This is a genomic window from Pseudoprimorskyibacter insulae (assembly GCF_900302505.1).
Lineage (GTDB): Bacteria > Pseudomonadota > Alphaproteobacteria > Rhodobacterales > Rhodobacteraceae > Pseudoprimorskyibacter > Pseudoprimorskyibacter insulae.
The window spans coordinates 326,565-350,329 of the sequence record NZ_OMOJ01000003.1 but is presented as its reverse complement, the minus strand read 5'-3'; the positions used below and the strand labels follow the sequence as shown (position 1 = coordinate 350,329).

Here is a 23,765-nt window from a genome sequence, read left to right as displayed (position 1 = left end):
CGCCTGCTTCGTGCTCGGTCAGGATGCCGATGATCTGTTCGTCCGTGAATCTCGTTCGCTTCATTGTCCGTCCTCAAGTTGGATCGGACTCTAATCAACGGTGGAGGAAAAATCCCGTGGCAGGTCACCGGTGCTAGGGGGGCATTTGTGCCCAAACCCGATGGGCGGATGGCCCTTTTTGATCATCACAGACCGAACGTTCCGCGCCCGAGAAACGCCGAAAGCAGCAAACTTCAGGTTCCAGTGCACTGTGACCAATGCTGCTAGACGTATGATTAACCACATCCTGTCAATGTCTGCCGCCAGTCCGCAGACGGCTCATTGTGACCGGTGTGATCCCTAAAAAGGATGCAATCAACATATGGTGAAAGATGTCTTCATAACCGGGGAAGGCTTCGCGGAACCAGGCAAGCCGATCAGCCCCTTTAAGAGCGGCAAGGCACCATTCTCGATCGACCTTCCTGCCTAGCGCCTCCCGCAGAATACCATTGGCCCAATTTCGGATGGGTTCAGACGCAATCATCCGATGTGTCAGCAAATCACTGTCGATGCGTGCAAGCAGGGCATCGGTGGTTGCCACAATCGACACAAGCGACATGCCATCACGTGTTCGAGCGATATTTGGCGTGACAACGCAGGGACCTACATAAAACCCGACGCTCACTTCTTTGCCGTCTTGGTCACAAATACTGCTTACCAGGCACCCGTCTAAAAGAACGTATTCATCTGCATCAGGGTGTTCCTGCCGGGTCAGGTGCGCCCCCTTGTTCAAACGCTTGCGTTTCCAATCAGATACAAAATCGTCCGCGCAAGCCATGTCTGACAGGTCTGGTGACTGCCTCAGAAACGTCCGTAAATCCATCTTGGCGCGCCTTATCAAATGTTAATGCGGGTGAATTCGCTTGGGGTCATGTGTGACACAGAACAAGGAGTTTACAAAATGACGAACAAAATTCTGTCAAAGCATATTGGCAAAGTTGCGCTTGGCTCGGGACTGATCGGTGCATCAATTTATGTGATCATGATAAAAGTCACGCTCGCCCATATCGAAGCGGTTTCAGGGCAGGTCCCCTTCGACATGCGTCCTTTCGGCTATAGCGCCGCTGAGGCGGCGACGCTTCTCAAAGCGTTAGGAGCGGAAGGGCGGGCGTATTATCTCAGTCACCAGATCGCTTTGGACACGCTGTATCCAGCCATGCTCGCATTGACTTTGATCGCCACGATCTGCTGGTTGGGGCAACGCATACCAAACAAAAAACTCGCCCATGTCGGCATTGCCTTTTCGGTGGGTTGCGCTGTGTTCGATTATGCCGAAAACCTTGGTGTCGCGGCCATGATTTTGAGCTGGCCAGAGATTGCCGATCCCATCGTTTATGCAACGAGCATAGCCACAATGCTTAAATCCGCGTTGACAACCCTGGCTGTGCTGCTGACGATTCTGGTGGTGGTAAGCTGGACAAGACAAGACCGTCTTACGCGGCCGTTCGCACATAGGTGAGAAACGGTGCCTTTATCCGCAATTCGGACATCGGCGCAGATCGCAGCGAACGGCCAACACCCCATTACCTTCTGCGTTCCGTTTCGCAGGGATTGGGCGTTTCATCTTATGTTTGGATCACTCGTCATCCGATAAAGCTCTAGCTGCGCCATCAGTCATGGCAAATTGTCCACCCCAAGTCGTTCATTAGTCTAAGAAAATTTCTTAAAATCCGTCGCGGCTAAAACACCAGATTCGCAGGTTACTAGGCCCTTTTCGAGGTTGCCATTCAGAGCCCTTATCGCATCGATCAGGGTGCTTTTGGCTTCATCTTCACCATTAAAGTGAATGCGCGTTTTTTCGCTCGGACTCACATCGAGTGGACTAAGGCCTATTTTCTAACGAAAAATGCCGCCCCGGAAGTGTCCGGCGGCGGCATTTTTTCACTAAAATAGTGAAGAGTGGTCGGGCTAGCAGGACTCGAACCTGCGACCTTCCGTCCCCCAGACGGACGCGCTACCAGGCTGCGCTATAGCCCGACGGTGAAGCGGGTTCTAACGGTTTTCGCTGGCAGAGCAACCCCCAAAACCGCGTTTCTTTCAAACCGTGGAAACTTTATTGATGCGGTTGCGCCAGTTGCGTGGCGGCTTGGCGTAGCGCTTGGATCGCGGTGGCCAGATCGGACGGATTATCCCCCCGAAGCGCAGCGATTTTCAGCGCCAAAGGCAAGGGGCCGCGTGTCGATTTCAACGCGCTGAGATCTGCCGGGGCAGGGACTGTTGGTGCTGCCTCAGCTGCGATGGGTGCCTTTGGCGCGGCGGGCGACTCTGGTTCGGGCACAGCCTCAGCCATGGGCTCTGGCGTGGACTGAGCGGGCGCAGGGTCAGACACGGACACAGGTACGGGCGAGTCGGTTTCGGCCGGGGCCGCGTCAGTCGGGTCGACGACCTGATCTTCGGCTGGCGTGCCCCGAGCGGCTGGCCGAGTGAATTCGGGCAAGTCGAACGGCAGGGACGGTTCGCTATCGTTGAACGTTACGGGTTCGGACGAGTCGTCTTGTTGCGCGACATGTGCGGCGGTTTCGGCCTCTGGATCGGGTGTATTGCCCGCAGGCTCGGCGATGTCGGGCGCGGTCTCGGCCACAGGATCGGGGGTGCCCGCCTGGACTTCGTCAGACTGCTGAGCCTCGTCCTCCGGCTGCGGAGTGTGCTGGGGCGCGGCGGCCTCTAGCGGGGCTGGGGCGTTGGGCGCGGGGGCATCACCTGCATCCGTGGCGGCGACCTGCGCCTCCTCATTCGTCTGGGTGGGGTCGTCAGCGGGCTGTTCTGCCGGCGCGGCAGCCTCAAGAGGCGGCCTGGCGGGCACTGCGGGCTTGGCAAAGGGAACGACCGTTTCGCGTTCAGGCTCTGCCTCGACCTCGACAAAGGGCGCTTCTGCGAACTGGTCCAGATCGGCGTTGAGTGTGTCGTCTTCGGGATCGACCGGTTGCGACAGCCCCGAGACATATTTGACGCCTTGTTCGCGCAGAACCTTCTGTGCGCCTTTGATCGTCAAACCGTCTTCGTGCAGCAACTTTTTCAGACCGCCCAGCAGCATCATATCGGCCGGGCGATAATAGCGGCGTCCACCGGCACGTTTGACCGGTTTCACCTGCGTAAATTTGCTTTCCCAGAACCGCAGGACATGAGCAGGCGTATCAAGCCAGTCCGCGACTTCACTGATCGTGCGGAAGGCGTCTTTGCTCTTGCTCATGGGGCGGTCCTCAGCGCTTGTTGCCCGCGGCCACACGCTCTTTCATGATGTGCGAGGGGCGGAAGGTCAGAACGGTGCGCGGCTGAATGGGCACCTCTTCGCCGGTCTTGGGGTTGCGACCAACGCGGGCCGCTTTGTCACGGACCGAAAACGTACCGAAGGACGAAATCTTGACCTGTTCGCCCGCAACCAGTGCATCGGACATATGGCCCAGAACACTTTCAACCAATTCAGCGCTTTCATTTCGCGACAGCCCAACCTCACGGAAGACAGCTTCGCTAAGATCCATACGCGTCAATGTTTTTTCACTCATCCTACGACCTCCCGGAAGGTTTGTCGCAGGATAGGCGGCGTGCTTTTTCCGAGTCAATACAAGCGTCTGACTCAAACCGGGAAAACGTATGGATATTTCGATATTTAGCGCTTTACAGCCGCAACGCGACCGCGCCCCAAGCCAGACCGCCGCCGATTGCCTCGGTTACGACCAGATCTCCGGGCTTCAACTGTCCGCGTTCTTTGCCGACCGACATGGCGAGGGGAATCGATGCCGCCGAGGTATTGCCGTGGTCCTGAACGGTGACGACGACCTGTTCCATCGGCAGGCCCAGCTTTTTCGCGGTGCCTTGGATGATGCGGATATTGGCCTGATGCGGCACGATCCAATCGATATCATCCTCGGTCAATCCGGCCTTTTCCAGCGCGGCGCGGGCGGTGGCTGCCAGCTTTTCGACCGCATGGCGGAAGACTTCCTTGCCCTGCATGCGCAGGAACCCGGTGGATTGGGTGCTGACGCCGCCATCGACATACAGGATATCGCGGTGACGCCCGTCCGAATTCAGATCGACCGACAGGATCCCGCGGTCGTCCTTGGTGCCAGCGCCTTCGCCCGCCTCAAGGATCATCGCGCCAGCGCCATCGCCGAACAACACGCAGGTTCCCCGGTCGTCCCAGTCCATGATGCGGCTAAAGGTTTCGGCCCCGATCACCAGAACCCGCTTGGCCTGCCCCGACACGATCAGCGCATTGGCGTTGGACAGGGCATAAACAAAGCCCGCGCAAACCGCTTGCACGTCAAAGGCAAAGCCCGATTCCATGCCCAATTCGGCCTGCACCATGGTGGCAGCGGATGGAAAGGTCAGATCAGCGGTGGAGGTGGCGACGATGATGGCGTCGATGTCATTGGCGCTTAGGCCTGCGTCATCCAACGCGCGGTGGGCGGCCATGGCCCCCATCATCGAGGTGGTTTCACCATCGGCGGCGAAGTGACGGCGTTCGATACCGGACCGGGATTTGATCCATTCATCCGACGTATCGAGCGACGTCTCGAATTCGGAATTTGGCACCACGCGCTCCGGCAGGTAGTGCCCCATCCCAACGACCATCGCTCGCACAGTCATAGTATCTATCCGTTCGTATTATTCGTGTTTGGCGCATCCTGCTGTGCCTCCAGCGTGGATGCAACCCGTGCCGCCAATCTTTCGTTGAATCCTGACTGTGCCAGTTCAAACGCCAGCTTGACAGCAGCCGATACGCCGGTGGCATCGGCTGCGCCGTGCGATTTGACCACCGTGCCATTCAGACCCAGAAACACGCCGCCATTCACGCGGCGCGGGTCAATGCGCTTTTTCAGACGTTGCAGAGAGGTAAAAGCCAGCACAGAGGCCAGACGCGACAAGGGCGAGAAGGCAAACGCCTCGCGCAGCAGGTCGCCAATCAGCTTGGCCGTGCCTTCGCCGGTCTTCAGCGCGACATTGCCGGTAAATCCGTCGGTGACGATCACATCGCAGATATCACCGGGAATATCCCCGCCTTCGACAAAGCCAACGAATTCGAAATTGGCCGATTTTGCCTGACCGTGGATCAGGTCGAAGGCCTCTTTGAGTTCGGCCCGGCCTTTGTGTTCTTCGGTGCCGACATTCAACAGACCGACACGCGGCGAGGGCAGGCCAAGCCCGTTGCGGGCATAGCTGACACCCATCAGCGCATATTGCAGCAGGTCTTGGGCATCGGCGCGGATATCGGCGCCCACATCCAGCATGACGTTGAACCCATGCGGATTGCGCGACGGCCATAGCACGGCAATCGCAGGGCGGTTGACGCCCGGCAGCTTGCGCAGACGGACCATCGACAGCGCCATCAGCGCGCCGGTGTTGCCACAGGATACGGCAACGGTGGCTTCGCCATTGCGCACGGCCTCTAGCGTCGACCACATCGACGTGCCCTTGCCTTGGCGCATGACCTGACTGGGCTTGTCATGCATGCTGACCACGCCTTCGGCATGGCGGATTTCACACCGCTCGGCCAAGCCTTTGCGCTTGCTGACAAGGCGTGTCAGTTCGTCCTCAGGGCCATGAAGCAGAAACCGCAAATGCGGATTCACGCGCGCGGAACGAGCAATGCCGGCGACAACGGTCGCCGGCCCTCGATCGCCACCCATGGCGTCTATGGACAGAACCACAGGCCCTGTTCCCGCGGAATGTAGATCCTGCAGAGAGGTCATGCGGGGGGCCTTAGGTTCGTGTTTATGCTGCGTCTTCGTCCAGCTCGACTTCGTCGGCCATAGCGACGACTTCGCGCTCAGCATAGTGGCCGCACGACGGGCAGACGTGGTGCGGGCGCTTCAGCTCACCGCAGTTGTCGCATTCGTTCGGGTTGGCAGCGACAAGCGCGTCATGTGCACGACGGTTGTTGCGGCGCGATTTGGATACTTTGTTCTGTTGGACGGCCATGTCTCAACCCCGGTTTCGCTTGGGCGCCTAGGGGCGCGTTTTCTACATGTTTGCCCGGCCTCTTAGTATTGAAGCGGGCAGGGTGACAACCCCGAATTCGTGATGAAGGCGCGAAAATAGGCGGATTTTTTGAATCCGCAAGAGATTTATTACGCGATCAGCTTTTGTCCGGGTTTTCAAGGGCATCGCGCAGCGACTTCAGACCTGCAAACGGCTTGGCGTCGTCGTCAGTCATTGGGGCGATTCCCTCGTCGGCAAACACAGCTTCGCCCATTTCGGCCGTATCGCTGCGCGGATAGGTCGGTAAAGCAAGGCTCAGGGCTTCGCGCAGCACGTCATTGACGGAAATCACCTCTCCCAAGGGTTCGAGCGAGTCGTCTTCGGGCATTTCCGATTCTGATCCGGCTTCCTGGGCCTGAAAAACCAGATCCTCAGGCTCATACCGGCGTAGAACCTCAGTTTCGATGCGCGTGCTGACCGGGTCAGTGGTCACAACGCAGGCCTGAACGACGGTCGCGCCCAGATCGCCGGTCAGAATCCAGCCGCGTTTGCCTTTTGGCGCAATCTGCCCTTTGAATCGCAGTTTGCGCAGTCCCAGCAGGCCAAGTTCGCGCGCAATTTCCTTGCGCCCGGCGTCATTTGGGGTGATCTCAAAGCGGGTCGGGTGGCGGGTCGACAGGGCCGCAACCCGGTATTGGCCCTCAATCTCGTCGTTTGGTGGCATGATGGTCGTGATTTCCTTGACTTGAATGCGGGACATTCCTTCTGTTAATCGACATAAAAGGCGAGACGGGCCAGAACAAGAGGGGCGGTATGCGCAAATTGCACAACAAGAAGCGGGCGGTCTTGGCCGGAATGGTCATGGCGGTTGTGGTATCGGCGTGCAGCGCAAGCTATCGCAACCACGGTTACATCCCCTTGGAAGAGGATTTGCAGATGATCGTACCGGGCGTCGATACCCGCGCCACGGTCGAAGATGTGGTAGGGGTGCCGACCACCTCGGGCGTGGCGAATGACGACGGGTATTACTACATCCGCAGCACCGTGCGCACCTTTGGGGCGAAAGCCCCCGAAGTGATTGATCGCACCGTTCTGGCGATCACCTTCGATTCCAAGGGCGTGGTCAGCGATATCGCTGAATACGGGCTGCAAGACGGGCAGGTCGTGCCGATCACCCGCCGCGTCACCCGGTCGGGCGATGGTGAGATCAGCTTTATCCGCAAACTGTTCGGCAACATTGGCGGTTTGTCGGCGGAACAACTTCTGGGCAACTGACGCGTCGTCATGGACTTGTCACACGGCGGTGTCATTGCCTATCTGAAAAGGCATAGGGCATCGCCGGAGAGCACGCCATGATGAATTTGATGAAGGGGCGCTACAGGTCGCGTCTGGCCAGAGGCCCCGAAGATTTGAAAGCTGCGCAGCGTTTGCGGCATCTGGCCTTCCATGGCACAGAAGATGGTCTGGACGCGGATGCGTTCGACGCGTTCTGCGACCATATGCTGATCGAAGAAGTGCGGACCGGGCGGCTGGTGTGCTGTTTTCGGTTCATGCCACTGGAACGCGGGTCCGAGATCGGCCGCAGCTATTCCGCGCAATATTACGAGCTGTCGGGGCTTGAGACCTTTGAGGGCCGCATGGTCGAAATGGGCCGCTTCTGCATTCACCCCGAGGTCCGCGATGCCGATGTGCTGCGTGTGGCATGGGGGGCAATGACGGCCTATGTGGATGACACCGCGGTGGAAATGCTGTTCGGCTGCGCCTCGTTTGAGGGGACGGATGCCGAAGGATACCTTGATGCCTTTGCCATGCTGAAGCATCGCCATCTGGCGCCCAAGCCTTGGCTGCCACGGGTCAAAGCACCGAATGTTTTCCAATTCGCCAAGCGATTGCGCCGCAAGCCGGACGCGAAAAAGGCGATGCTGCGGATGCCGCCTTTGCTGCGGACCTATCTGATGATGGGCGGCTGGGTCAGCGATCATGCGGTGGTCGACACGCATATGAATACGCTGCATGTCTTTACCGGGGTGGAAATCGCCGCCATCCCGCCGGCGCGCAAACGGCTTTTGCGGGCGGTGGCGCAGTAGATTTCGTCCGACGGAAGTCTTGGCTGGGGGCGGAGCCTCCGGCGGGGATATTTAGGGTCAGAAAATACAGGGGGCGCGGCGCGGAATTGGCGGCGGCCCGGCCTTTGGGGGCGGTTGATTGCGCAAGGGTGCTTGACGCCGCGCTTGGCTGGCCCTAGCGCTTGCGCATGGCACAGGCACCTCTTTTACAGCTCTCCGATATCGCGCTCACCTTTGGTGGGGATCCCGTTTTTGACGGGTTGTCGCTCAATGTTCAGCCCGGTGACAGGGTCGCCCTAGTTGGGCGCAATGGCTCGGGCAAGTCGACCTTGATGAAGGTCATGGCCGGGCTGGTTGAACCTGATACGGGTGAACGGGTCGTGCCGCCGGGGGTCAACGTCGGCTATATGGAGCAAGAGCCGGACCTGTCGGGCTATACCACGCTGGGCGATTTCGCCGCCGCCAATCTTGAACCGGGCGAGATGTACAAGGTGGAACGCGCGGGCGAGGGGCTGAAGTTTGACCCGTCACGGCTGGTTGAGACGGCGTCTGGCGGGGAACGCCGACGCGCGGCGCTGGCGCGGCTGATGGCCGAAGAACCGGCGCTGATGCTGCTGGACGAGCCGACGAACCATCTGGACATTGAGGCCATCGGCTGGCTGGAAGACGAGCTGCGCAGCACCCGCCGGGCCTTTGTGCTGATTTCCCACGACCGGCGGTTCCTGAGCGAACTGACCCGCGCAACGCTGTGGATTGATCGCGGGGCGGTGCGCCGCCAGGAACAGGGCTTTGCCGCCTTTGAGGCGTGGCGCGATAAGACCTGGGACGACGAGGACATGCAGCGCCACAAGATGGACCGCAAGATCAAGTCCGAGGCCCGTTGGGCCGTCGAAGGCATTTCGGCGCGGCGCAAGCGGAACATGGGCCGGGTGCGGGCCTTGCAGGATCTGCGGGCTGAACGCGCCTCGATAATCCGGCGTCAGGGCACGGCGGCGATGGATCTGGCGGCGGCGCCCAAGTCGGGCAAAAAGGTGATTGAGGCCAAAGGCCTGTCGAAAGCCTTTGGCGACAAGACCATCGTGAAAAACTTCGATTTGTTGGTGCAGCGCGGGGATCGCGTGGCCTTTGTCGGCCCCAATGGCGTGGGCAAAACCACGCTGATCCGCATGCTGATGGGCGATGAGGCCCCGGACACCGGCACCGTCGCGCTTGGCACCAATCTGTTGCCTGCGGTGTTCGACCAGACGCGGGCGCAGCTGGACCCGGACATGAGCCTTTGGGATTCGCTGACCGGCGATCCTGACATGCGCGTGTCGGGTAAGGCCGATCAGGTGCTGGTACGGGGCGTGCCGAAACATGTGGTCGGCTATCTGAAGGAATTTCTGTTCGATGAACGTCAGGCCCGTGCGCCTGTTCGGTCGCTCTCGGGCGGGGAAAAGGCGCGGCTGCTCTTGGCCAAGATCATGGCGCGGGAGTCGAACCTTCTGGTGCTGGACGAGCCGACCAACGATCTGGACGTCGAGACGCTGGATCTGTTGCAGGATCTGATCGGCGAATATGACGGCACGGTCCTGTTGATCAGCCACGACCGGGATTTCCTTGATCGGACTGCCAGCACGACCATTGCCATGGAAGGCGATGGCCGCGCGGTGGTCTATGCCGGTGGGTGGAGCGATTATCAGACGCAAAAGGCCGAAACCGCCGCGCCTTCTGAGACGGTCGAAAAGGCCAAGCTTGCCAAGGATAAACCCGCCGCGCCTGAGAAGCCGAAAGCCAAGACCAAGGGCCTGAGCTATACCGAAAAGCACCGCCTTGACGCTTTGCCCGCCGAGATGGAGCGGCTGGAGGCCGAGATTGGCAAGCTTGAGATTTTGCTGTCTGACCCAGAGCTGTTCACCCGCGAGCCGGTGAAGTTCAAAAAGGCGACCGAGATGCTATCGCAGCGTCAAGACGCCTTGGCTGCCGCCGAAGAAGAATGGCTGATGCTGGAAGAAAAGGCCGAGCAGGCCTAGCGCAACCCCATCCATTTGGATGTGATCGTCAGCTCCATCACCGTCATCAGAATGCGCAACACGTGGTGCAGGCTGACAAGGGCGGGGCTGGCGGCTAGGGATAGCGCGACCAGCGACATTTCGGTCACGCCGCCAGGGGCGAAGCTGATGAACATCACCAGATAATCCACATCGACGATGGGCTGAACCAGCGCCGCCAGCAGCCCGCCCAGCAAGATCATATATCCGACTGACAGCAGGCTAAGGCCAACGGACCGGCGCAACAGGCGCAGCGTGACCCCGGTAAAGCGCAGACCAAGGCTGGCCCCGATGACCACCTGTGCGCTGGCGATAAGCCAGAACGGCAGGTGCAGATCCACCATGCCCGATAGCGTAAGGCCCGCCGCCAACAGCATGGGGCCAATCAGTTGCGAGGCAGGCAAATGGACCACCCGCGCCAAGGCAAGCCCGACCGCCCCGCAACCGGCGATCATGGCCGCATGGGCCAGATCCAGCGCGGGCGCAGCGTCGCCAACCGGGCCTGCGGCGCTGCCGACCGGATGGCCGACCCAAAGCGAAATGCCGGTCGGCACCAGCGAGATCACCAAGATGATGCGCAGGAATTGTTGGATGGTCAAAACGCGGATATCAGCCCCCGCCTGTTCGCCGAACAGGATGCTTTCCATCAGTCCGCCGGGGGTGCCGCTGTAAAAGGCGGTTGACCGGTCCATGCCGCCAACCTTTTGAAAGATCAGGTAATTGCCGAAATGCGCGGCCACGACGAACACTGCGAGGGCAAGCAAGATCAAGGGGATACGCGGCAAGATTTCGAACAGCTCGGGCGTGACCTGCGTGCCGATCATCACGCCGATCAGCGCGACAAAGCAATTGCGGAGCGGGTTGGGGAATTTGTACCCCTCCAGCGCCGTTTTCTGGAATAGCCCCACGGCAAGCGCACTGACAGCCAGGCTGCCAAGCATCCAAGGCATTGGAATGTGAACCTGAAATGCGATCATGCCGCCAACTGCGCCTGCAAGGATCAGCGCTGCGGTCAAAAGAACTATCCGAAGACTCATGTTTTTATGTCTTAGACCTGCAATTCTCTCGCCGCCAGATCAAAACGTCTTTGCGGTCAAGGAATTGGCGCGATACCCATTGGTCTATGTTTGCACCAATGTTCATCGGTTCGGGGATCTATCGTGGATCGCGTTACGGCGACCGGCATCCACTGGCCATCCCGCGCGTGCCGACGGCGATTGATCTGGCGCGGGCGCTGGGGTGGCTGGGGCCGGACCAGTACCGCACCAGCCCACGCGCCAAGCCCGCCGCCATGACCGGCTTTCACACGGGCGATTATCTGGCGGCGCTGCAAAAGGCCGAACAGGATGGGCGCGTCAGCGATGCGGTGCGCCACCGGCACGGGCTTGGCACGCTGTCCAATCCGGTGTTCCCCGAGGTCTGGCGCAGGCCCGCCACAGCCGTTGGCGGCGGGATGCTGGCGGCGGAACTGGTGCGGGACGGTGGGATTGTCTTTAACCCCGGCGGCGGCACGCATCACGGCATGCCCGACCGGGCCGAGGGGTTCTGCTTTTTGAACGAACCGGTGCTGACCATTCAGCGCTTGCTTGCGCAGGGGCTGACCCGCGTCGCTTATGTCGACATTGACGCCCATCACGGCGACGGGGTCGAATATGCCTTTGCCGGGTCTGACAAGGTGCGGCTGGTGTCGGTGCATGAGGCCATGCGCTGGCCCTTCACCGGCGGGCTAGAGGATACAGCGCAGGGCGCGTCGTACAACCTGCCGGTGCCGCGCGGGTTCAACGACAGCGAATTTGCGCTTGTGCTGAATGAGTTGATCCTGCCCGTGGTTGCGGATTTCAAACCGCAGGCGATCTTTTTGCAATGCGGGGCGGATGCGGTCTTGGAAGACCCGCTATCGCGGCTGGCTTTGTCGAACAATTCCCATTGGTCCACCGTTCGGGCGCTGATGCCGATGACCCCGCGCCTGATCGTGTCTGGCGGCGGGGGGTACAACCCATGGACGGTGGGCAGGCTTTGGGCCGGGGTCTGGGCCACGCTGAGCGGGCAGGACATCCCCGATCGTCTGCCGCCCGAGGCCGAGGCGATCCAGCGGTCCATGGCATGGCCGCGCAAAGGGCGGCCCGATCCGGTCTTGCTGACCACATTGCGCGACGCCCCGCGCGATGGGCCGGTGCGCGATGAGATCCGTTCCGGCGTTTCGGCTTTGCGTCAAAGGCTTGCCGCCGGGGGTTAAGCTGTGGCCGCAGCGCGAAAATACTGGGTGCTTTCGATCAGGTAACCGGCCAGCCGCGTGGTCAGCACCATATCCGCCGCCGCGGCCTCAATATCCGTTTCCACATGAATGCGCCGGATATGCTCTGGCCCGATCCGGCCAAAGACCAGCGCCTCGGCCTGACTGTCTGTCGGCAGGTTCGGCGCGCGGTCGGCAGGCCGTCCGTCCAGACCTGAGAACATGGCCTCAAAGGCTTCGGGCGTTCCCAGAACTGAACGCGGCACGCCGCGCATCCGGTGATCGGCAGCGTTGCGCGGATAAAAGGAGCACTCATGCGTCGTCAAAATATCGGGCGACAGTTCCAGCACCGCCCAGCCACACCTCGCCTCGCGCCGGTATTTATAGAACATCCGGGCATTGGGATGGCTGATCGACAGGCACAGCGCATCTGGATGCCCCTCAACGCGTTGGCGGTCGTTGGTCACATGCTCCAGCCCGCGCTTGCGCAGGTCCGACAGCGGCAAAAGCCCGTGTTCCTCGATGCTGGAGAGGTTGTCCAGATTGGTGAAATGCACCAGCGACGTGATCCCGCGGTCGCGGATGATTTTGGCGATGGCGGGGCCATGCGGGCGCATGACGGCGGGCGCAACAGGGGCGGGGGCCGGTTTCGGTGGTTCGGGGGCCAGGATGGGCATCAAGCCGGGGTACATTGGCCAAAAATAGCCAAGTTCATCCCGCAGCATATCATCGGCTTTGAACAACGCCCGCACATCGCGCCGGGCGTTTTCGCGGCGGTCTAGTTTGTTCTTGGCATGGGCTTTGATGGCAGCGCGGTGATGCGCGGCCGCCTTGGCCACGATTGCGTTGATTGCATCGGTCAGGTCGTCGCGCCAATCGCTGTCCTGTGGCTGCAACTCGGACCAGTCCTTTTGGCGCAATTGGCTGACAGTCATGGCCCGGATTTCTGGGCCTATGTCTTGACGTTTCTTTGCACGCTCCTGAATGTTCCTGATGACCGCTTCTTCGATCGTGAAAAGCGCGTCGATCTCCATTTTTTGGGTGGCTAAGTCCAAGCTATCGTTCAGATTTTCCAAGCCATTATTTACCTTGGTCAGAAAGCCTTCTCTCTGCTCTTCTTTCACTGGCCTAGCAATTGGCGTAGGTTTTTTCGCTCGTTGCGCGGATTGTTTTACCGGGATCTTGGCTTTGGGCGCAGCAGGCTTTTTGACCGGTGGCGCCTTGGACGGCTCATTCGGGCTCAGCTTGGCATAGGCGATCCATGTGACCGCCAGTTGCAGGATCATCAGCCACGGCACCTGGATCAGCAGCAGCGACCATGCCGACCACAGCCACGCCAGATGGATCAAATACTTGGGCGTCAGAATGCGCACGATGATCAGGGAAACGACGATCAGCGCTTGGTACAGTAAAACAGTCATCAAATCGGTCCGAGCAATGTCATATCCCGCCCAAACAGAATGGGGCGAGTCGTAGAACCGCTAGGATTGAGCGGAATTTTGACCGTATTGCGGCGAAATCGCTGATTTTTCGGAGGTTTGGAGCGGGTAACGGGAATCGAACCCGTACTTTAAGCTTGGGAAGCTCGCGTGATACCTTTTCACCATACCCGCGCTCTTCCGGTTGGGATATCGCAAGCGTTTCTACCTCGCAAGATGTAAAAACGCTTGCAAGCCTTTGTCAGCGGCGGCGTCTGCGGCGGGTGCCGCCATCATCCTTGCCGCTGTTAAAGCTGAGATCGGGCAGGGTGGTGAGGGTGGCCAGATGCGGGAACGGGTCCGTTTTGTGCGGGATCGCGTTGGCGGCGACGAAATGTTCCTGAAAGCGCGGCTCAATCGCGGTTTCGACCTTGGTGATGGCCTTGACGGTCTTTTCAATCTCGCTCCGGGCAGCACGGTTGCACAGGGCAATCCGTGCGCCGGTGCCAGCCGCGTTGCCCGCGCTGGTCACCTTGTCCAGCGGCACGTCCGGGATCATCCCCAAGACCATCGCATGCAGCGGCGAGATATGCGCGCCAAATGCGCCCGCCAGAACCACGCGGTCCACCGTGTCGGTGCCGATCTCATCCATCAGCAACCGCGCCCCCGCATAAAGCGCGGATTTGGCCAGCTGGATGGCGCGAATATCGCCTTGGGTCACGGTGATGCGCGGCCCGCCCTCGGCGCTACCGTCAAAGATCACGTATTCATGGGTGCGCCCGTTGGGAACGCAGCGATTGGTGCCGGTTTGCGCTTCGCTGCCGATCAAACCCGAGCCGTCCATCAACCCGGCAATCCGCATCTCGGCCACGGCTTCGATAATGCCTGACCCGCAAATCCCCGTGATGCCGCTGGCGGCGGTGGCTTCGGCAAAGCCGTCCTCATGGGACCACAGATCACACCCGATCACGCGGAAGCGCGGCTCTTTGTTTTCGGGGTTGATGCGGATCGCCTCGATCGCGCCCGGCGCGGCCCGCTGGCCGCTGCTGATCTGCGCGCCCTCAAAGGCGGGGCCCGTGGGCGAAGAACAGGCCAGCACGCGGCGCGTATCGCCGAGCAGGATTTCGGCGTTGGTGCCGACATCGACGACCAGCACCAGATCTTCGGACTTGCCCGGCTGTTCCGATAGCGCCACGGCGGCGGCATCGGCCCCCACATGGCCAGCGATACACGGCAGCAGGTAAATCTGCGCCTCAGCGGGCAGGGCGGTCAGCCCCAGCGCCAGCGCATCCAGCGACATGGCATCCGAGGTGGCCAGCGCGAAGGGCGCTTGACCCAGCTCCACCGGGTCAATGCCCAACAGCAGGTGATGCATCACGGGGTTGCACACGAACACCGCTTCAAGCACCGCATCAAGGCCAACGCCTGCCTCTTTCGCGATGTCGGTGATCAGCGTATCCAGCGCCTCCAGCACCGCGCGGGTCATTTCGACCGCCCCGCCGGGGTTCATCATGGAATAGGACACGCGGCTCATCAGGTCTTCGCCAAATCGGATCTGCGGGTTCATGATCCCGGACGAGGCCACAACCGCGCCCGTCTCAAGACTGGTCAGATGCGCGGCGATGGTGGTTGATCCCAGATCAATCGCCAACCCATAAAGCCCGCCTTCCTTCAGCCCCGGCCACGCCGCGACGATCTGCGGCACCGCGCCTTCCTGCGGGGTGTTCAGCGCCACGGTGATGGCCCAATTGCCCTTGCGCAGAATGGGTTGCAGGCGGCGCAGCAGGCCGGGGGCCATGGTGGCGCGTGGCACGTCCCATTGGGCGGCCAAGGCGCGGCAGACCCGCTCCAGATCGCCGGTGGGCTCGTGCATGTCAGGCTCATCCACGGTGATGTAATGCGGGCGCGTGGCCGGATCCATTTCGATCACACGGGCGCTGGCGGCCTTGCGCACCACTTGGCGGTGGACCTGGCTTTCGGGCGGCACGTCAATGACGATATCGCGCTGGATCGTGGCCTGACAGCCAAGGCGGCGGCCTGCCTTCAGCCCGCGCTTTTGCTGGTAACGTTCCTCGACCGCGTTCCAGTTTGACAGCGCATCCTCGGCCACGGTCAGCCCGTGCTTGGGAAACTCGCCGTAAGACGGGGTGATCTGGCATTTCGAGCAGATCCCGCGCCCACCGCAGACCGAATCCAGATCGACGCCCAATTGCCGGGCGGCCGTCAGAACCGGGGTGCCAACAGGGAACCGGCCTCGTTTGCCCGAGGGGGTAAAGATCACAAGGGGATCACTGCTCATGCCAAAGTCCTTCGCGCGTTTGGGGCGCAACATAGTGGTTTGCGCGGCAAGGGAAAGCCATCCCGCGTCACTTTGCGCATCGCAAACGGCATTGCGGGCGGGGTGACGTATGGGCGCTGGCGCAGTCCAGCCGCGCGGGGGCGCCCTCGATGGGCGGCCTCGGGCGCGTTCCCTTCTTCGCTTCTGCGGCAAAAGCCCCTTTCCCCCGACGCCGTTCCATGCAATAGGGAAGCGCCAACGACGCATCCCTTGGAAAGGACCCCCCATGGAGATTCGCGAGGCGCTTACCTTCGACGATGTTCTTCTTGTTCCGGCAGCTTCTTCCGTTCTGCCCAGCACGGCCAGCACCAAAACGCGTGTGACGCGGGCCATCAAAATGAACATCCCGCTTCTCAGCTCGGCAATGGATACGGTGACCGAGGCCCGCATGGCCATCACCATGGCGCAGGCTGGCGGGATAGGCGTGATCCACAAGAACCTTGATATCATCGCGCAAGCGCGCGAGGTTCGCCGCGTGAAGCGTTTCGAATCCGGGATCGTCTACAACCCCGTGACCTTGACCCCAAACCAGACGCTGGCCGATGCCAAGGCGCTGATCGAGCGGTATAATTTCACTGGCTTCCCAGTGGTGGACGAACAGGGCCGCGTGGTCGGCATCGTCACCAACCGCGATATGCGCTTCGCCACTTCGGACGACACGCCTGTGCATGTGATGATGACCAGCAACGATCTGGCCATGCTGGCCGAACCGGCGGACCTCGAAGAGGCGAAAAGCCTGATGAAGGCGCGCCGCATCGAAAAGCTGCTGGTACATGATGGTCAGGGCCGGCTGACGGGTCTGCTGACCCTTAAGGATACGGAACTGGCCGTTCTGAACCCCACCGCCTGCAAGGATGAACTGGGCCGCCTGCGCGTGGCCGCCGCGACCTCGGTCGGGGATTCGGGTTTTGAACGGTCCGAGGCCCTGATTGATGCGGGTGTTGATATCGTTGTTGTCGATACCGCCCACGGCCATTCGGCGGGCGTTCTGGATGCGGTGAAACGCGTCAAAGCACTGTCGAGCAACGTTCAGGTGATTGCGGGCAATGTGGCTACGGCTGCGGCGACCAAGGCGCTGATCGATGCGGGCGCGGATGCGGTCAAGGTCGGCATCGGGCCGGGCTCGATCTGCACCACGCGGATGGTGGCCGGTGTGGGCGTGCCCCAGCTGACCGCTATCATCGATTGCGCGGGCGCGGCGGGTGATGTGCCGGTGATCGCGGATGGCGGCATCAAGTTCTCGGGCGATTTCGCCAAGGCCATCGCGGCGGGCGCAAGCTGCGCGATGGTGGGCAGCATGATCGCTGGCACCGACGAAAGCCCGGGCGAGGTGGTCCTCTATCAGGGCCGTTCGTTCAAATCCTATCGAGGCATGGGCAGCCTTGGCGCCATGGCGCGCGGCTCGGCCGATCGCTATTTCCAGAAGGATGCGGCCAGCGACAAGCTGGTGCCCGAGGGCATCGAAGGCCAAGTGCCGTACAAAGGCCCGGCCAGCGCGGTGATCCACCAGCTGGTGGGCGGTCTGCGCGCGGCCATGGGCTATACCGGCAACGCCACGGTCGAAGAAATGCGCAAGAACTGCAATTTCGTGAAGATCACCAACGCCGGTCTGGCCGAAAGCCACGTCCATGACGTGCAGATCACCCGCGAAAGCCCGAACTACCGCATCGGATAAGACATGGCAGGGATTGACCGTTTCACCACCGCAGGCATCGAGGTTTTCGCCCTCAAGGACGGGGACACGGTGTTTGACGAAACGGTCTTTCCCGACCTTGATCCGGTTGTCCGGGATAGCCGTCTTCGGGCGGCGGGCCTGAGCGGGATTATCACTGAGTTCAACGCCTTCCTGCTGCGCCACCCCGATGGGGCTTGCGATCTGGTCGATACCGGATGCGGCAGCACTTGGGGTGATGCGGCGGGGCATTTGCCCGCGCGTCTGGCCGAATTGGGCGTTGCCCTGACCGACATTCGCCGCGTGATCCTGACCCACCTGCACCGCGACCATTTCGGCGGGCTGTTCGATGCAGAAGGCGGGAAGGTTTTCCCGAAGGCCGAAATCTGGCTGGGGCGGGCTGAACATGCGCGGTGGCACGGTTCGGGCGAGGGCAATGCCATCGTGACGGAGGCTTATGCGGACCAGATCACCCTGTTCGACGACGGGGACGAGGTCGCGCCGAATGTGCGCGGCTGGCACCTACCCGGCCATACACCGGGACAAATGGGGCTGCGGATTGGGTCCGATTTGGTGCTGGTCGCTGACATCCTGCACAGCTTTGCGCTGCAACTGCCCGAACCCGAAGTGTTTGCCAAATACGACGCGGACAAGCCGCAGGGCATTGCCACACGCAAGGCCGCGCTGGCCGAAATTGCGGAACGCGGCTTGGTCATGGCCTCAAGCCATGCGATAGCCGGGCAGAAGTTCGTGCGCTTGGTGGTAGACGGGCAGGGCTATCGCGCCGAGACGGTGTAAGGGCGCATCGCCCCGCGCGGCCATCGAGGCCGCCCGCGCCGAGCCATGGGACAAGCCCCATGGCAGACCAGCGTCAGCGGATCAATTCTTTCATACCAGCCTCTAGCCCCTGTAGGGTCATCGGCACCATGCGATCATCAAAGATCTGGCGGATCATCTGCACCGACTGGGTGTATTGCCAATAGCGTTCGGCCAGCGGATTGATCCACAGATGCGAGGGCCATTGCTGGCGCGCGCGGTTCAGCCAAGTCTGGCCAGCCTCGGCGTTCCAGTGCTCATTCGCGCCGCCGGGTTGGACGATTTCATAGGGCGACATGCTGGCATCGCCCACGAAAATGCATTTGTATTCAGATCCGTAGGTGTTCAGCACTTCCCAAGTCGGCGTTTGCGCATCCCAGCGGCGGCGGTTGTCGCGCCAGACGCCCTCATAAAGGCAATTGTGGAAGTAGTAGTATTCGAGGTGCTTGAATTCGGCCCGCGCGGCGGAAAACAGCTCCTCCACCACCTTAATGTGCGGGTCCATCGAGCCGCCCACATCCAGAAACAGCAACACCTTCACCGCATTGCGCCGTTCGGGCCGCGTTTGCACATCGAGATAGCCATGTTCCGCCGTGGCACGGATGGTGCCGTCCAGATCCAGCTCATCGGCCGCACCATCGCGGGCCCAGCGGCGCAGGCGTTTCAGCGCGACCTTGATGTTGCGGGTGCCCAGTTCGACATCGCCGTCAAGGTTCTTGAATTCACGTTTGTCCCAGACTTTCACGGCGCGCTGGTGGCGGCTTTCGTCCTGACCAATACGCACGCCTTCGGGGTTGTAGCCATAGGCGCCAAAGGGCGAGGTGCCCGCCGTGCCAACCCATTTCGAGCCGCCCTGATGGCGCCCCTTTTGTTCCTCAAGACGCTTTTTCAGCGTCTCCATCAGCTTGTCGAACCCGCCAAGCGCCTCAATCTCGGCCTTTTCTTCGGCGCTCAGGTGCTTTTCGGCCATCTTGCGCAGCCAGTCTTCGGGCAAATCAACGGCGTTCAGCACATCATCGGCGCTGATCGCCTCAAGGCCCGAAAAGGTCGCCGCAAAGGCGCGGTCGAATTTGTCGATGTTGCGTTCGTCCTTCACCATGGCGCTGCGAGCGAGGTAATAGAACGCCTCGGGATCGTAGATCGCCAGACCGGCCTTCAACGCCTCAAGAAAGGTTAGATACTCGCGAAGCGAGACCGGAACCGAGGCGGCACGAAGGTTTTCGAAGAAGGGGACGAACATCGGCCCTGCCTTTGTGTCAGAGGGATTTTTCGACCGCGATTGTGATGATCAGACCCATCAGCGCAAATAAAATGCCGTAACCGGCGGCATATTGCGCCATGTCCAGCGGCTTGCCCTTACGGCGTTTGGCGGTCAAGGCACCCACCGTGACGCCCAGAAGTGTGAGGATGATTACGATCATGATCCAACCTTCGTGTTTTGTTTCGGGCCAAGCGACGACATGGTGTCCAGCCGCGCACGTACCGCCCAATCCGGGCCGAAGCCGTATCTTGCCCAGCCCAGACTGTCCAGCCGAACCGCGCTTGCCTCGGACCTGCGGCCCATTTGGTCATAGGCTTCGGCGCGCAGCATCATGAAGGACGACAGCAGCGCGGCGTTCTGCGCCTTGTGGGCCTGCGGTTCGAATTCGTCGATCACCGAAAGCGCCCGATCCGGGGCGCTGCGCTGCAATGCGTAATAGGCCAGCTGCATGCCAGTGAACATGCGGAAGGTCTGCATACCGGGCTGCCCGGCCAACAGGTCATGGGGCGCGCGGAACATTGCCTCGGCGCGGGCCGGGTCGTCCTCGCTCGACATGCGGGCGACAAGATAAAGGCTGAAGGCAAGGCGCTGATCGCGCCAGCCTTCGCTGCGGGCGATGGTCAGGGCCTTGGCGGCATTGAGGCGGCGCGAGGTGGCGGATTTGTCCGGCGAGAGCGTGGTTTGTACAGCCTCAATCCAGCTGCGCGGCGTGGCGGGCAGGGGATTGGACGCGATGCGTTCTCCGCGCGGGTTCAGACGGGCCAGAATGCCGGGAACGACCCGCGCGGCCTCATCCCGGCTCATGCCGGTGCGCAGGGCGGGGTCATAGTGAACCCGCAGCATCAGCATGTCGAACCCGGTCAGAATGGCGTGGGTGTTGTCGTCGTTGAACACACTGTCGCCAAGGCGATAGAGGTCATTCACCGGGCCGAGGGCTTGGGCGATCTCTTCGTGCAGGCAGTCGCGGGCTTCTTGCGGGCTGGCATCGTTCGGCACGAAGACGCCCATTCGGTCGCGCTGTTCCAATTGCGCCCAATCAAGGCGGGTTTTGCCGGGGTTTGAATTAAACTCGGACACGGTGGCCACACCCGGCAAAACGAAACAGGCCGCGCTGGCCAGATACCGGCTGATCCGCTTGCGCGATACGGCATTGATGGTGATCTGGGCGGTGTCCGCGTCCGTCAGGGCGATATCAAGCCGTGCCTCGCTGCGCAGGCGCAGGATCAGAGCGTTCAGATCGGCCATCATGGTCTTGGACGGGGTGCCGGCCAGGCGAATGCGGATCGGGCCTTCGACCCGCGTGAAGAATTTGACCGAGCGCCCGCTTTCCAGCGTAAAGGCCAGATCCAGATAGTCCCGCGCCATGTCGCGGTTGGACCGTACGGGCGCATCGGGCTGCGCCGCGCCGAACATCTTCATCGGCGGCAAAGGCTGGCTTTGGGCGATCTTGCCCTTGGGCACCAAGGCAGAAGGCGATTGGACGGGTGAACACCCGGCCAACACCAGTGCAATTGGCAGCGCCAGCCGCATCATACCGGGCGCTGATACTTGATGAAGGGGGTGACGTCGGCCACCTTGTCATAAAGTTCGCGCGCTTGGGTGTTGAAGTCCTGCGTCAGCCAATAAACGGTCGGCGCGCCAGCTTCGTCGCCGCAGGCGTAGACGGCTTCGATCAGGGCCTTGCCGATGCCCATGCCGCGCCAGTGTTTCAAGGTGAACAGGTCTTGCAGATAGACGACATCCTCAACCCGCCAGCAATGACGGTGAAACAGGAAATGCACCAAACCGACCAGTTCGCCCTCAACCTCGGCGACCAAGCAATTGTAATCCCGTTCATCCTTGCCAATGAGGCGGGCGAATGTGGTCTCATACACCTCAGAACCGACGGCCGAGCCGTAGAAGGCCAGATAGGCCGCCCAAAGTTCGCGCCATTGGTCTTTGTCGCCTGCCGTCAATGGGCGGATCAGCAATTCGGCGTCTTGTGTCATTCTGCGGTGCCTCTTGTCGTGCGCGGCCTTTGGCCTTTGTGGTTGCCGCAAGCCTAGCGCATCGGAACCGGCTTGCAAGGTTTCAATGTGGGGGTGGCAGGATCAGGCCAGCCATGCCATGGGCAGCAGCGACAGGATCGAGGTCCAGATGATGACCGGAGCAATGGCATCGGTGCGCACCCCATGCAGCATGGCCAGGGCAAAGGCCATCGCACCTGCGGGGCCAGCGGCATCCAGCACGAACAGCGCCTGCCAATGATCCGGCAAGGGGCTGAGCGAGACAGCGGCCCAAACCAGCAGCGGAAAGCCAAAGAGCTTAAGGCCCGTCATTGTCACCACCACCGGCGTTGGGCGCAGCGATTGCTGCGACAGGATCACGCCAAGCGCGAACAGAGTCAGGGGGGCTGCGGCCACTCCTGCGAAATGGGTGGCGGTCAGGATCGGCTCGGGCAGGGGAATGCGCGCAAGGTTGATGATCGCGCCTGCGACAATGCCGATCAGGATCGGGTTCTGTACCACGCGGCCCATGGCCTGACGGGGCGTGCCGTGGCCGGACATCAGATCGGACGAGATGATGAAGAAGGCAAAGGTCACCGTCGCATCCCAGGCCACGATGGATTTGATCGGCAGGGCCGCGGCCTCGCCAAAAATCAGCAGCGAGATGGGCCAGATATACAGCAGCGTGTTGACGAAGATCATCGTCATCGCCAGCAGCCACGCCTCTAGCCGTTCGCGGCGGAAAATATACCGGGCGATGATGAAGGCGATGGTAAAGCCGATGGTCTGGCACAGCGCATAGAGCGCAAGGGCTAGAGGTTCAAACGCGTGGAAATCGACCTGCGCCACCAGCGGAAAGATCAGCGCAGGTTGCAGGATCAATAGGCCAACGCGATTGATGGCGCGGGCCTCGTCCACCACGACCTTGCGCCGCCAGCCCAGCAAAAAGCCAAGCGCCAGCAGCGAAAAGACCGGCAGAATGTCGTGGGTCAGGATATGCAGCATGGGATCAGGTCCGTGGACCCGAGCACCCCGACTGGCTGCGCCAGCGGCCCGCCCTCCAGTCCACGGCCCGGGTCATCGTTGCCGCCGCGCCATGAAGGCGAGACGTTCGAACAGGTGCACGTCCTGTTCGTTCTTCAGCAGCGCGCCGTGCAGTTTCGGCAGGGCATTGGCCCCGTCACGCTTGAGGTCTTCGGGTGCCAGATCCTCGGCCAGCAGCAGCTTGAGCCAATCGAGCACTTCGGAGGTGGAAGGCTTTTTCTTCAGCCCCGGCTGTTCGCGCAGCTCATAGAACTGGGTCAGCGCGGCGGTCAGCAATTCGCCCTTGATGCCGGGGTGGTGTACTTCGACGATTTTGCGCATCACGTCGGCCTCGGGGAAACGGATGTAATGGAAAAAGCAGCGGCGCAGGAAGGCGTCGGGCAGTTCTTTTTCGTTGTTCGAGGTGATGATGACGATCGGGCGCACGCGTGCTTTGATCGTCTCGCCGGTCTCGTAGACGTGGAACTCCATCTTATCGAGTTCTTGCAGCAGGTCGTTCGGGAACTCGATATCGGCCTTGTCGATCTCGTCAATCAGCAGAACGACCTTTTGTTCGGCTTCAAACGCCTGCCAGAGCTTGCCCTTTTTGATGTAATTCTTGACGTCATGCACGCGTTCTTCGCCGAGTTGGCTATCGCGCAGGCGGCTGACGGCGTCGTATTCGTAAAGGCCCTGTTGCGCCTTTGTGGTGGATTTGATGTTCCACTCCATCATCGGCAGGTCAAGCGCCGAGGCGACCTGACGCGCCAGTTCCGTTTTGCCTGTGCCCGGCTCGCCCTTGACCAGCAGCGGCCGTTCCAGCGTTATGGCGGCGTTCACGGCCATGGTCAGATCGTCGGTGGCGACATAGCTGTCGGTGCCGTCAAAACGGGTGGTCATTGCGCGTCCTTCCTTTTGTCCGGCACAGTGGTAGACCTCGGCCCCCGGCTTTTCAAGCGGGGGCC

The 23,765-nt window shown here is 61.1% G+C and carries 23 protein-coding genes and 2 tRNA genes; 7 read left to right on the top strand and 18 right to left on the bottom strand.

Annotation, left to right across the window (positions count from 1 at the left end; all coding sequences use genetic code 11):
- Positions 1-289: 289 nt before the first annotated feature.
- Positions 290-862: a Crp/Fnr family transcriptional regulator gene (locus PRI8871_RS10640; protein ID WP_146188674.1), complete on the bottom strand. Its 573-nt coding sequence runs from the start codon at positions 860-862 to the stop codon at positions 290-292.
- A 78-nt stretch (positions 863-940) separates the two neighbouring features.
- On the opposite strand from PRI8871_RS10640, the gene PRI8871_RS10635 reads away from it, so the two are divergent.
- Positions 941-1,498: a hypothetical protein gene (locus tag PRI8871_RS10635; protein WP_108886192.1), complete on the top strand. Its 558-nt coding sequence runs from the start codon at positions 941-943 to the stop codon at positions 1,496-1,498.
- A gap of 441 nt (positions 1,499-1,939) precedes the next feature.
- Here the strand turns inward: PRI8871_RS10635 and PRI8871_RS10630 are convergent.
- From PRI8871_RS10630 to PRI8871_RS10600, 7 genes are all read right to left on the bottom strand, one after another.
- Positions 1,940-2,016, bottom strand: a tRNA-Pro gene (locus PRI8871_RS10630).
- A 76-nt stretch (positions 2,017-2,092) separates the two neighbouring features.
- Positions 2,093-3,229 (bottom strand): MerR family transcriptional regulator, encoded by a 1,137-nt coding sequence (locus tag PRI8871_RS19960; RefSeq protein WP_245897829.1) that lies wholly within the window; start codon positions 3,227-3,229, stop codon positions 2,093-2,095.
- Between the two features lie 10 nt (positions 3,230-3,239).
- A complete protein-coding gene (ihfA, locus tag PRI8871_RS10620) occupies positions 3,240-3,542 on the bottom strand; it encodes an integration host factor subunit alpha (RefSeq protein WP_108886191.1) in 303 nt (100 codons plus the stop codon).
- A gap of 112 nt (positions 3,543-3,654) precedes the next feature.
- Complete coding sequence (locus PRI8871_RS10615) at positions 3,655-4,626, bottom strand: beta-ketoacyl-ACP synthase III (RefSeq protein WP_108886190.1); 972 nt, start codon at positions 4,624-4,626, stop codon at positions 3,655-3,657.
- A 5-nt stretch (positions 4,627-4,631) separates the two neighbouring features.
- The gene (gene plsX / locus PRI8871_RS10610; protein WP_108886189.1) at positions 4,632-5,729 is read right to left on the bottom strand and encodes a phosphate acyltransferase PlsX; all 1,098 of its coding nucleotides are present in this window, start codon (positions 5,727-5,729) and stop codon (positions 4,632-4,634) included.
- Positions 5,730-5,751: 22 nt separating this feature from the next.
- Positions 5,752-5,958 carry a 50S ribosomal protein L32 gene (gene rpmF / locus PRI8871_RS10605; RefSeq protein ID WP_108886188.1) on the bottom strand — a complete coding sequence of 69 codons (207 nt, stop codon included), beginning with the start codon at positions 5,956-5,958 and terminating at the stop codon, positions 5,752-5,754.
- A 157-nt stretch (positions 5,959-6,115) separates the two neighbouring features.
- On the bottom strand, positions 6,116-6,718 hold the full coding sequence (locus PRI8871_RS10600) for a YceD family protein (RefSeq protein ID WP_245897828.1): 603 nt from the start codon (positions 6,716-6,718) through the stop codon (positions 6,116-6,118).
- 53 nt (positions 6,719-6,771) lie between these two features.
- Here PRI8871_RS10600 and PRI8871_RS10595 point away from each other — a divergent pair, with 53 nt between their 5' ends.
- The 3 genes from PRI8871_RS10595 to PRI8871_RS10585 all read left to right on the top strand — a co-directional run bounded on the left by PRI8871_RS10595 (position 6,772) and on the right by PRI8871_RS10585 (position 10,036).
- On the top strand, positions 6,772-7,233 hold the full coding sequence (locus tag PRI8871_RS10595; protein WP_245897827.1) for an outer membrane protein assembly factor BamE: 462 nt from the start codon (positions 6,772-6,774) through the stop codon (positions 7,231-7,233).
- 77 nt (positions 7,234-7,310) lie between these two features.
- A complete protein-coding gene (locus PRI8871_RS10590; RefSeq protein ID WP_108886187.1) occupies positions 7,311-8,045 on the top strand; it encodes a GNAT family N-acetyltransferase in 735 nt (244 codons plus the stop codon).
- A gap of 167 nt (positions 8,046-8,212) precedes the next feature.
- Positions 8,213-10,036: an ABC-F family ATP-binding cassette domain-containing protein gene (locus tag PRI8871_RS10585; RefSeq protein ID WP_108886213.1), complete on the top strand. Its 1,824-nt coding sequence runs from the start codon at positions 8,213-8,215 to the stop codon at positions 10,034-10,036.
- Here the strand turns inward: PRI8871_RS10585 and PRI8871_RS10580 are convergent.
- Positions 10,033-11,091 carry an AbrB family transcriptional regulator gene (locus tag PRI8871_RS10580; RefSeq protein WP_108886186.1) on the bottom strand — a complete coding sequence of 353 codons (1,059 nt, stop codon included), beginning with the start codon at positions 11,089-11,091 and terminating at the stop codon, positions 10,033-10,035. The genes PRI8871_RS10585 and PRI8871_RS10580 overlap by 4 nt on opposite strands.
- Positions 11,092-11,189: 98 nt before the next feature.
- On the opposite strand from PRI8871_RS10580, the gene PRI8871_RS10575 reads away from it, so the two are divergent.
- Positions 11,190-12,290 (top strand): acetoin utilization protein AcuC, encoded by a 1,101-nt coding sequence (locus PRI8871_RS10575; RefSeq protein WP_370741987.1) that lies wholly within the window; start codon positions 11,190-11,192, stop codon positions 12,288-12,290.
- Here the strand turns inward: PRI8871_RS10575 and PRI8871_RS10570 are convergent.
- From PRI8871_RS10570 to PRI8871_RS10560, 3 genes are all read right to left on the bottom strand, one after another.
- Entirely contained in the window at positions 12,287-13,708 is a 1,422-nt protein-coding gene (locus PRI8871_RS10570) for a DarT ssDNA thymidine ADP-ribosyltransferase family protein (protein WP_108886184.1), read from the bottom strand. The two genes, PRI8871_RS10575 and PRI8871_RS10570, sit on opposite strands and share 4 nt — an antisense overlap.
- A 118-nt stretch (positions 13,709-13,826) precedes the next feature.
- Positions 13,827-13,900: transfer RNA gene (locus PRI8871_RS10565), tRNA-Gly, on the bottom strand.
- A 67-nt stretch (positions 13,901-13,967) separates the two neighbouring features.
- On the bottom strand, positions 13,968-16,004 hold the full coding sequence (locus PRI8871_RS10560) for an ASKHA domain-containing protein (RefSeq protein ID WP_108886183.1): 2,037 nt from the start codon (positions 16,002-16,004) through the stop codon (positions 13,968-13,970).
- A gap of 265 nt (positions 16,005-16,269) precedes the next feature.
- On the opposite strand from PRI8871_RS10560, the gene guaB reads away from it, so the two are divergent.
- Complete coding sequence (guaB, locus tag PRI8871_RS10555; protein ID WP_108886182.1) at positions 16,270-17,718, top strand: IMP dehydrogenase; 1,449 nt, start codon at positions 16,270-16,272, stop codon at positions 17,716-17,718.
- Between the two features lie 3 nt (positions 17,719-17,721).
- Positions 17,722-18,513 (top strand): MBL fold metallo-hydrolase, encoded by a 792-nt coding sequence (locus PRI8871_RS10550; RefSeq protein ID WP_108886181.1) that lies wholly within the window; start codon positions 17,722-17,724, stop codon positions 18,511-18,513.
- Positions 18,514-18,586: 73 nt separating this feature from the next.
- On the opposite strand, the gene PRI8871_RS10545 is transcribed toward PRI8871_RS10550, so the two are convergent.
- From PRI8871_RS10545 to PRI8871_RS10520, 6 genes are all read right to left on the bottom strand, one after another.
- Positions 18,587-19,771, bottom strand: a complete 1,185-nt coding sequence (locus PRI8871_RS10545; protein ID WP_108886180.1) for a vWA domain-containing protein — start codon at positions 19,769-19,771, stop codon at positions 18,587-18,589.
- Between the two features lie 16 nt (positions 19,772-19,787).
- Positions 19,788-19,952 (bottom strand): apolipoprotein acyltransferase, encoded by a 165-nt coding sequence (locus tag PRI8871_RS10540; protein WP_108886179.1) that lies wholly within the window; start codon positions 19,950-19,952, stop codon positions 19,788-19,790.
- Positions 19,949-21,325, bottom strand: coding sequence for a DUF2927 domain-containing protein (locus PRI8871_RS10535; RefSeq protein ID WP_108886178.1), 1,377 nt, complete (start codon positions 21,323-21,325; stop codon positions 19,949-19,951). The genes PRI8871_RS10540 and PRI8871_RS10535 overlap by 4 nt, the downstream gene beginning before the upstream one ends.
- Positions 21,322-21,780 carry a GNAT family N-acetyltransferase gene (locus PRI8871_RS10530; RefSeq protein WP_108886177.1) on the bottom strand — a complete coding sequence of 153 codons (459 nt, stop codon included), beginning with the start codon at positions 21,778-21,780 and terminating at the stop codon, positions 21,322-21,324. The genes PRI8871_RS10535 and PRI8871_RS10530 overlap by 4 nt, the downstream gene beginning before the upstream one ends.
- A 102-nt stretch (positions 21,781-21,882) precedes the next feature.
- Positions 21,883-22,782 carry an AEC family transporter gene (locus PRI8871_RS10525; RefSeq protein ID WP_108886176.1) on the bottom strand — a complete coding sequence of 300 codons (900 nt, stop codon included), beginning with the start codon at positions 22,780-22,782 and terminating at the stop codon, positions 21,883-21,885.
- A gap of 72 nt (positions 22,783-22,854) precedes the next feature.
- Positions 22,855-23,700, bottom strand: a complete 846-nt coding sequence (locus PRI8871_RS10520) for an AAA family ATPase (RefSeq protein ID WP_108886175.1) — start codon at positions 23,698-23,700, stop codon at positions 22,855-22,857.
- Positions 23,701-23,765 lie beyond the last annotated feature (65 nt).

Excerpts from the sequence above, each read along its gene's own strand:
- PRI8871_RS10640 (WP_146188674.1), bottom strand. The coding sequence starts at position 862 with ATGGATTTACGGACGTTTCTGAGGCAGTCACCAGACCTGTCAGACATG.
- PRI8871_RS10635 (WP_108886192.1), top strand. The coding sequence starts at position 941 with ATGACGAACAAAATTCTGTCAAAGCATATTGGCAAAGTTGCGCTTGGC.
- PRI8871_RS19960 (WP_245897829.1), bottom strand. The coding sequence starts at position 3,229 with ATGAGCAAGAGCAAAGACGCCTTCCGCACGATCAGTGAAGTCGCGGAC.
- ihfA (WP_108886191.1), bottom strand. The coding sequence starts at position 3,542 with ATGAGTGAAAAAACATTGACGCGTATGGATCTTAGCGAAGCTGTCTTC.
- PRI8871_RS10615 (WP_108886190.1), bottom strand. The coding sequence starts at position 4,626 with ATGACTGTGCGAGCGATGGTCGTTGGGATGGGGCACTACCTGCCGGAG.
- plsX (WP_108886189.1), bottom strand. The coding sequence starts at position 5,729 with ATGACCTCTCTGCAGGATCTACATTCCGCGGGAACAGGGCCTGTGGTT.
- rpmF (WP_108886188.1), bottom strand. The coding sequence starts at position 5,958 with ATGGCCGTCCAACAGAACAAAGTATCCAAATCGCGCCGCAACAACCGT.
- PRI8871_RS10600 (WP_245897828.1), bottom strand. The coding sequence starts at position 6,718 with ATGTCCCGCATTCAAGTCAAGGAAATCACGACCATCATGCCACCAAAC.
- PRI8871_RS10595 (WP_245897827.1), top strand. The coding sequence starts at position 6,772 with ATGCGCAAATTGCACAACAAGAAGCGGGCGGTCTTGGCCGGAATGGTC.
- PRI8871_RS10590 (WP_108886187.1), top strand. The coding sequence starts at position 7,311 with ATGATGAATTTGATGAAGGGGCGCTACAGGTCGCGTCTGGCCAGAGGC.
- PRI8871_RS10585 (WP_108886213.1), top strand. The coding sequence starts at position 8,213 with ATGGCACAGGCACCTCTTTTACAGCTCTCCGATATCGCGCTCACCTTT.
- PRI8871_RS10580 (WP_108886186.1), bottom strand. The coding sequence starts at position 11,091 with ATGAGTCTTCGGATAGTTCTTTTGACCGCAGCGCTGATCCTTGCAGGC.
- PRI8871_RS10575 (WP_370741987.1), top strand. The coding sequence starts at position 11,190 with ATGTTCATCGGTTCGGGGATCTATCGTGGATCGCGTTACGGCGACCGG.
- PRI8871_RS10570 (WP_108886184.1), bottom strand. The coding sequence starts at position 13,708 with ATGACTGTTTTACTGTACCAAGCGCTGATCGTCGTTTCCCTGATCATC.
- PRI8871_RS10560 (WP_108886183.1), bottom strand. The coding sequence starts at position 16,004 with ATGAGCAGTGATCCCCTTGTGATCTTTACCCCCTCGGGCAAACGAGGC.
- guaB (WP_108886182.1), top strand. The coding sequence starts at position 16,270 with ATGGAGATTCGCGAGGCGCTTACCTTCGACGATGTTCTTCTTGTTCCG.
- PRI8871_RS10550 (WP_108886181.1), top strand. The coding sequence starts at position 17,722 with ATGGCAGGGATTGACCGTTTCACCACCGCAGGCATCGAGGTTTTCGCC.
- PRI8871_RS10545 (WP_108886180.1), bottom strand. The coding sequence starts at position 19,771 with ATGTTCGTCCCCTTCTTCGAAAACCTTCGTGCCGCCTCGGTTCCGGTC.
- PRI8871_RS10540 (WP_108886179.1), bottom strand. The coding sequence starts at position 19,952 with ATGATCGTAATCATCCTCACACTTCTGGGCGTCACGGTGGGTGCCTTG.
- PRI8871_RS10535 (WP_108886178.1), bottom strand. The coding sequence starts at position 21,325 with ATGATGCGGCTGGCGCTGCCAATTGCACTGGTGTTGGCCGGGTGTTCA.
- PRI8871_RS10530 (WP_108886177.1), bottom strand. The coding sequence starts at position 21,780 with ATGACACAAGACGCCGAATTGCTGATCCGCCCATTGACGGCAGGCGAC.
- PRI8871_RS10525 (WP_108886176.1), bottom strand. The coding sequence starts at position 22,782 with ATGCTGCATATCCTGACCCACGACATTCTGCCGGTCTTTTCGCTGCTG.
- PRI8871_RS10520 (WP_108886175.1), bottom strand. The coding sequence starts at position 23,700 with ATGACCACCCGTTTTGACGGCACCGACAGCTATGTCGCCACCGACGAT.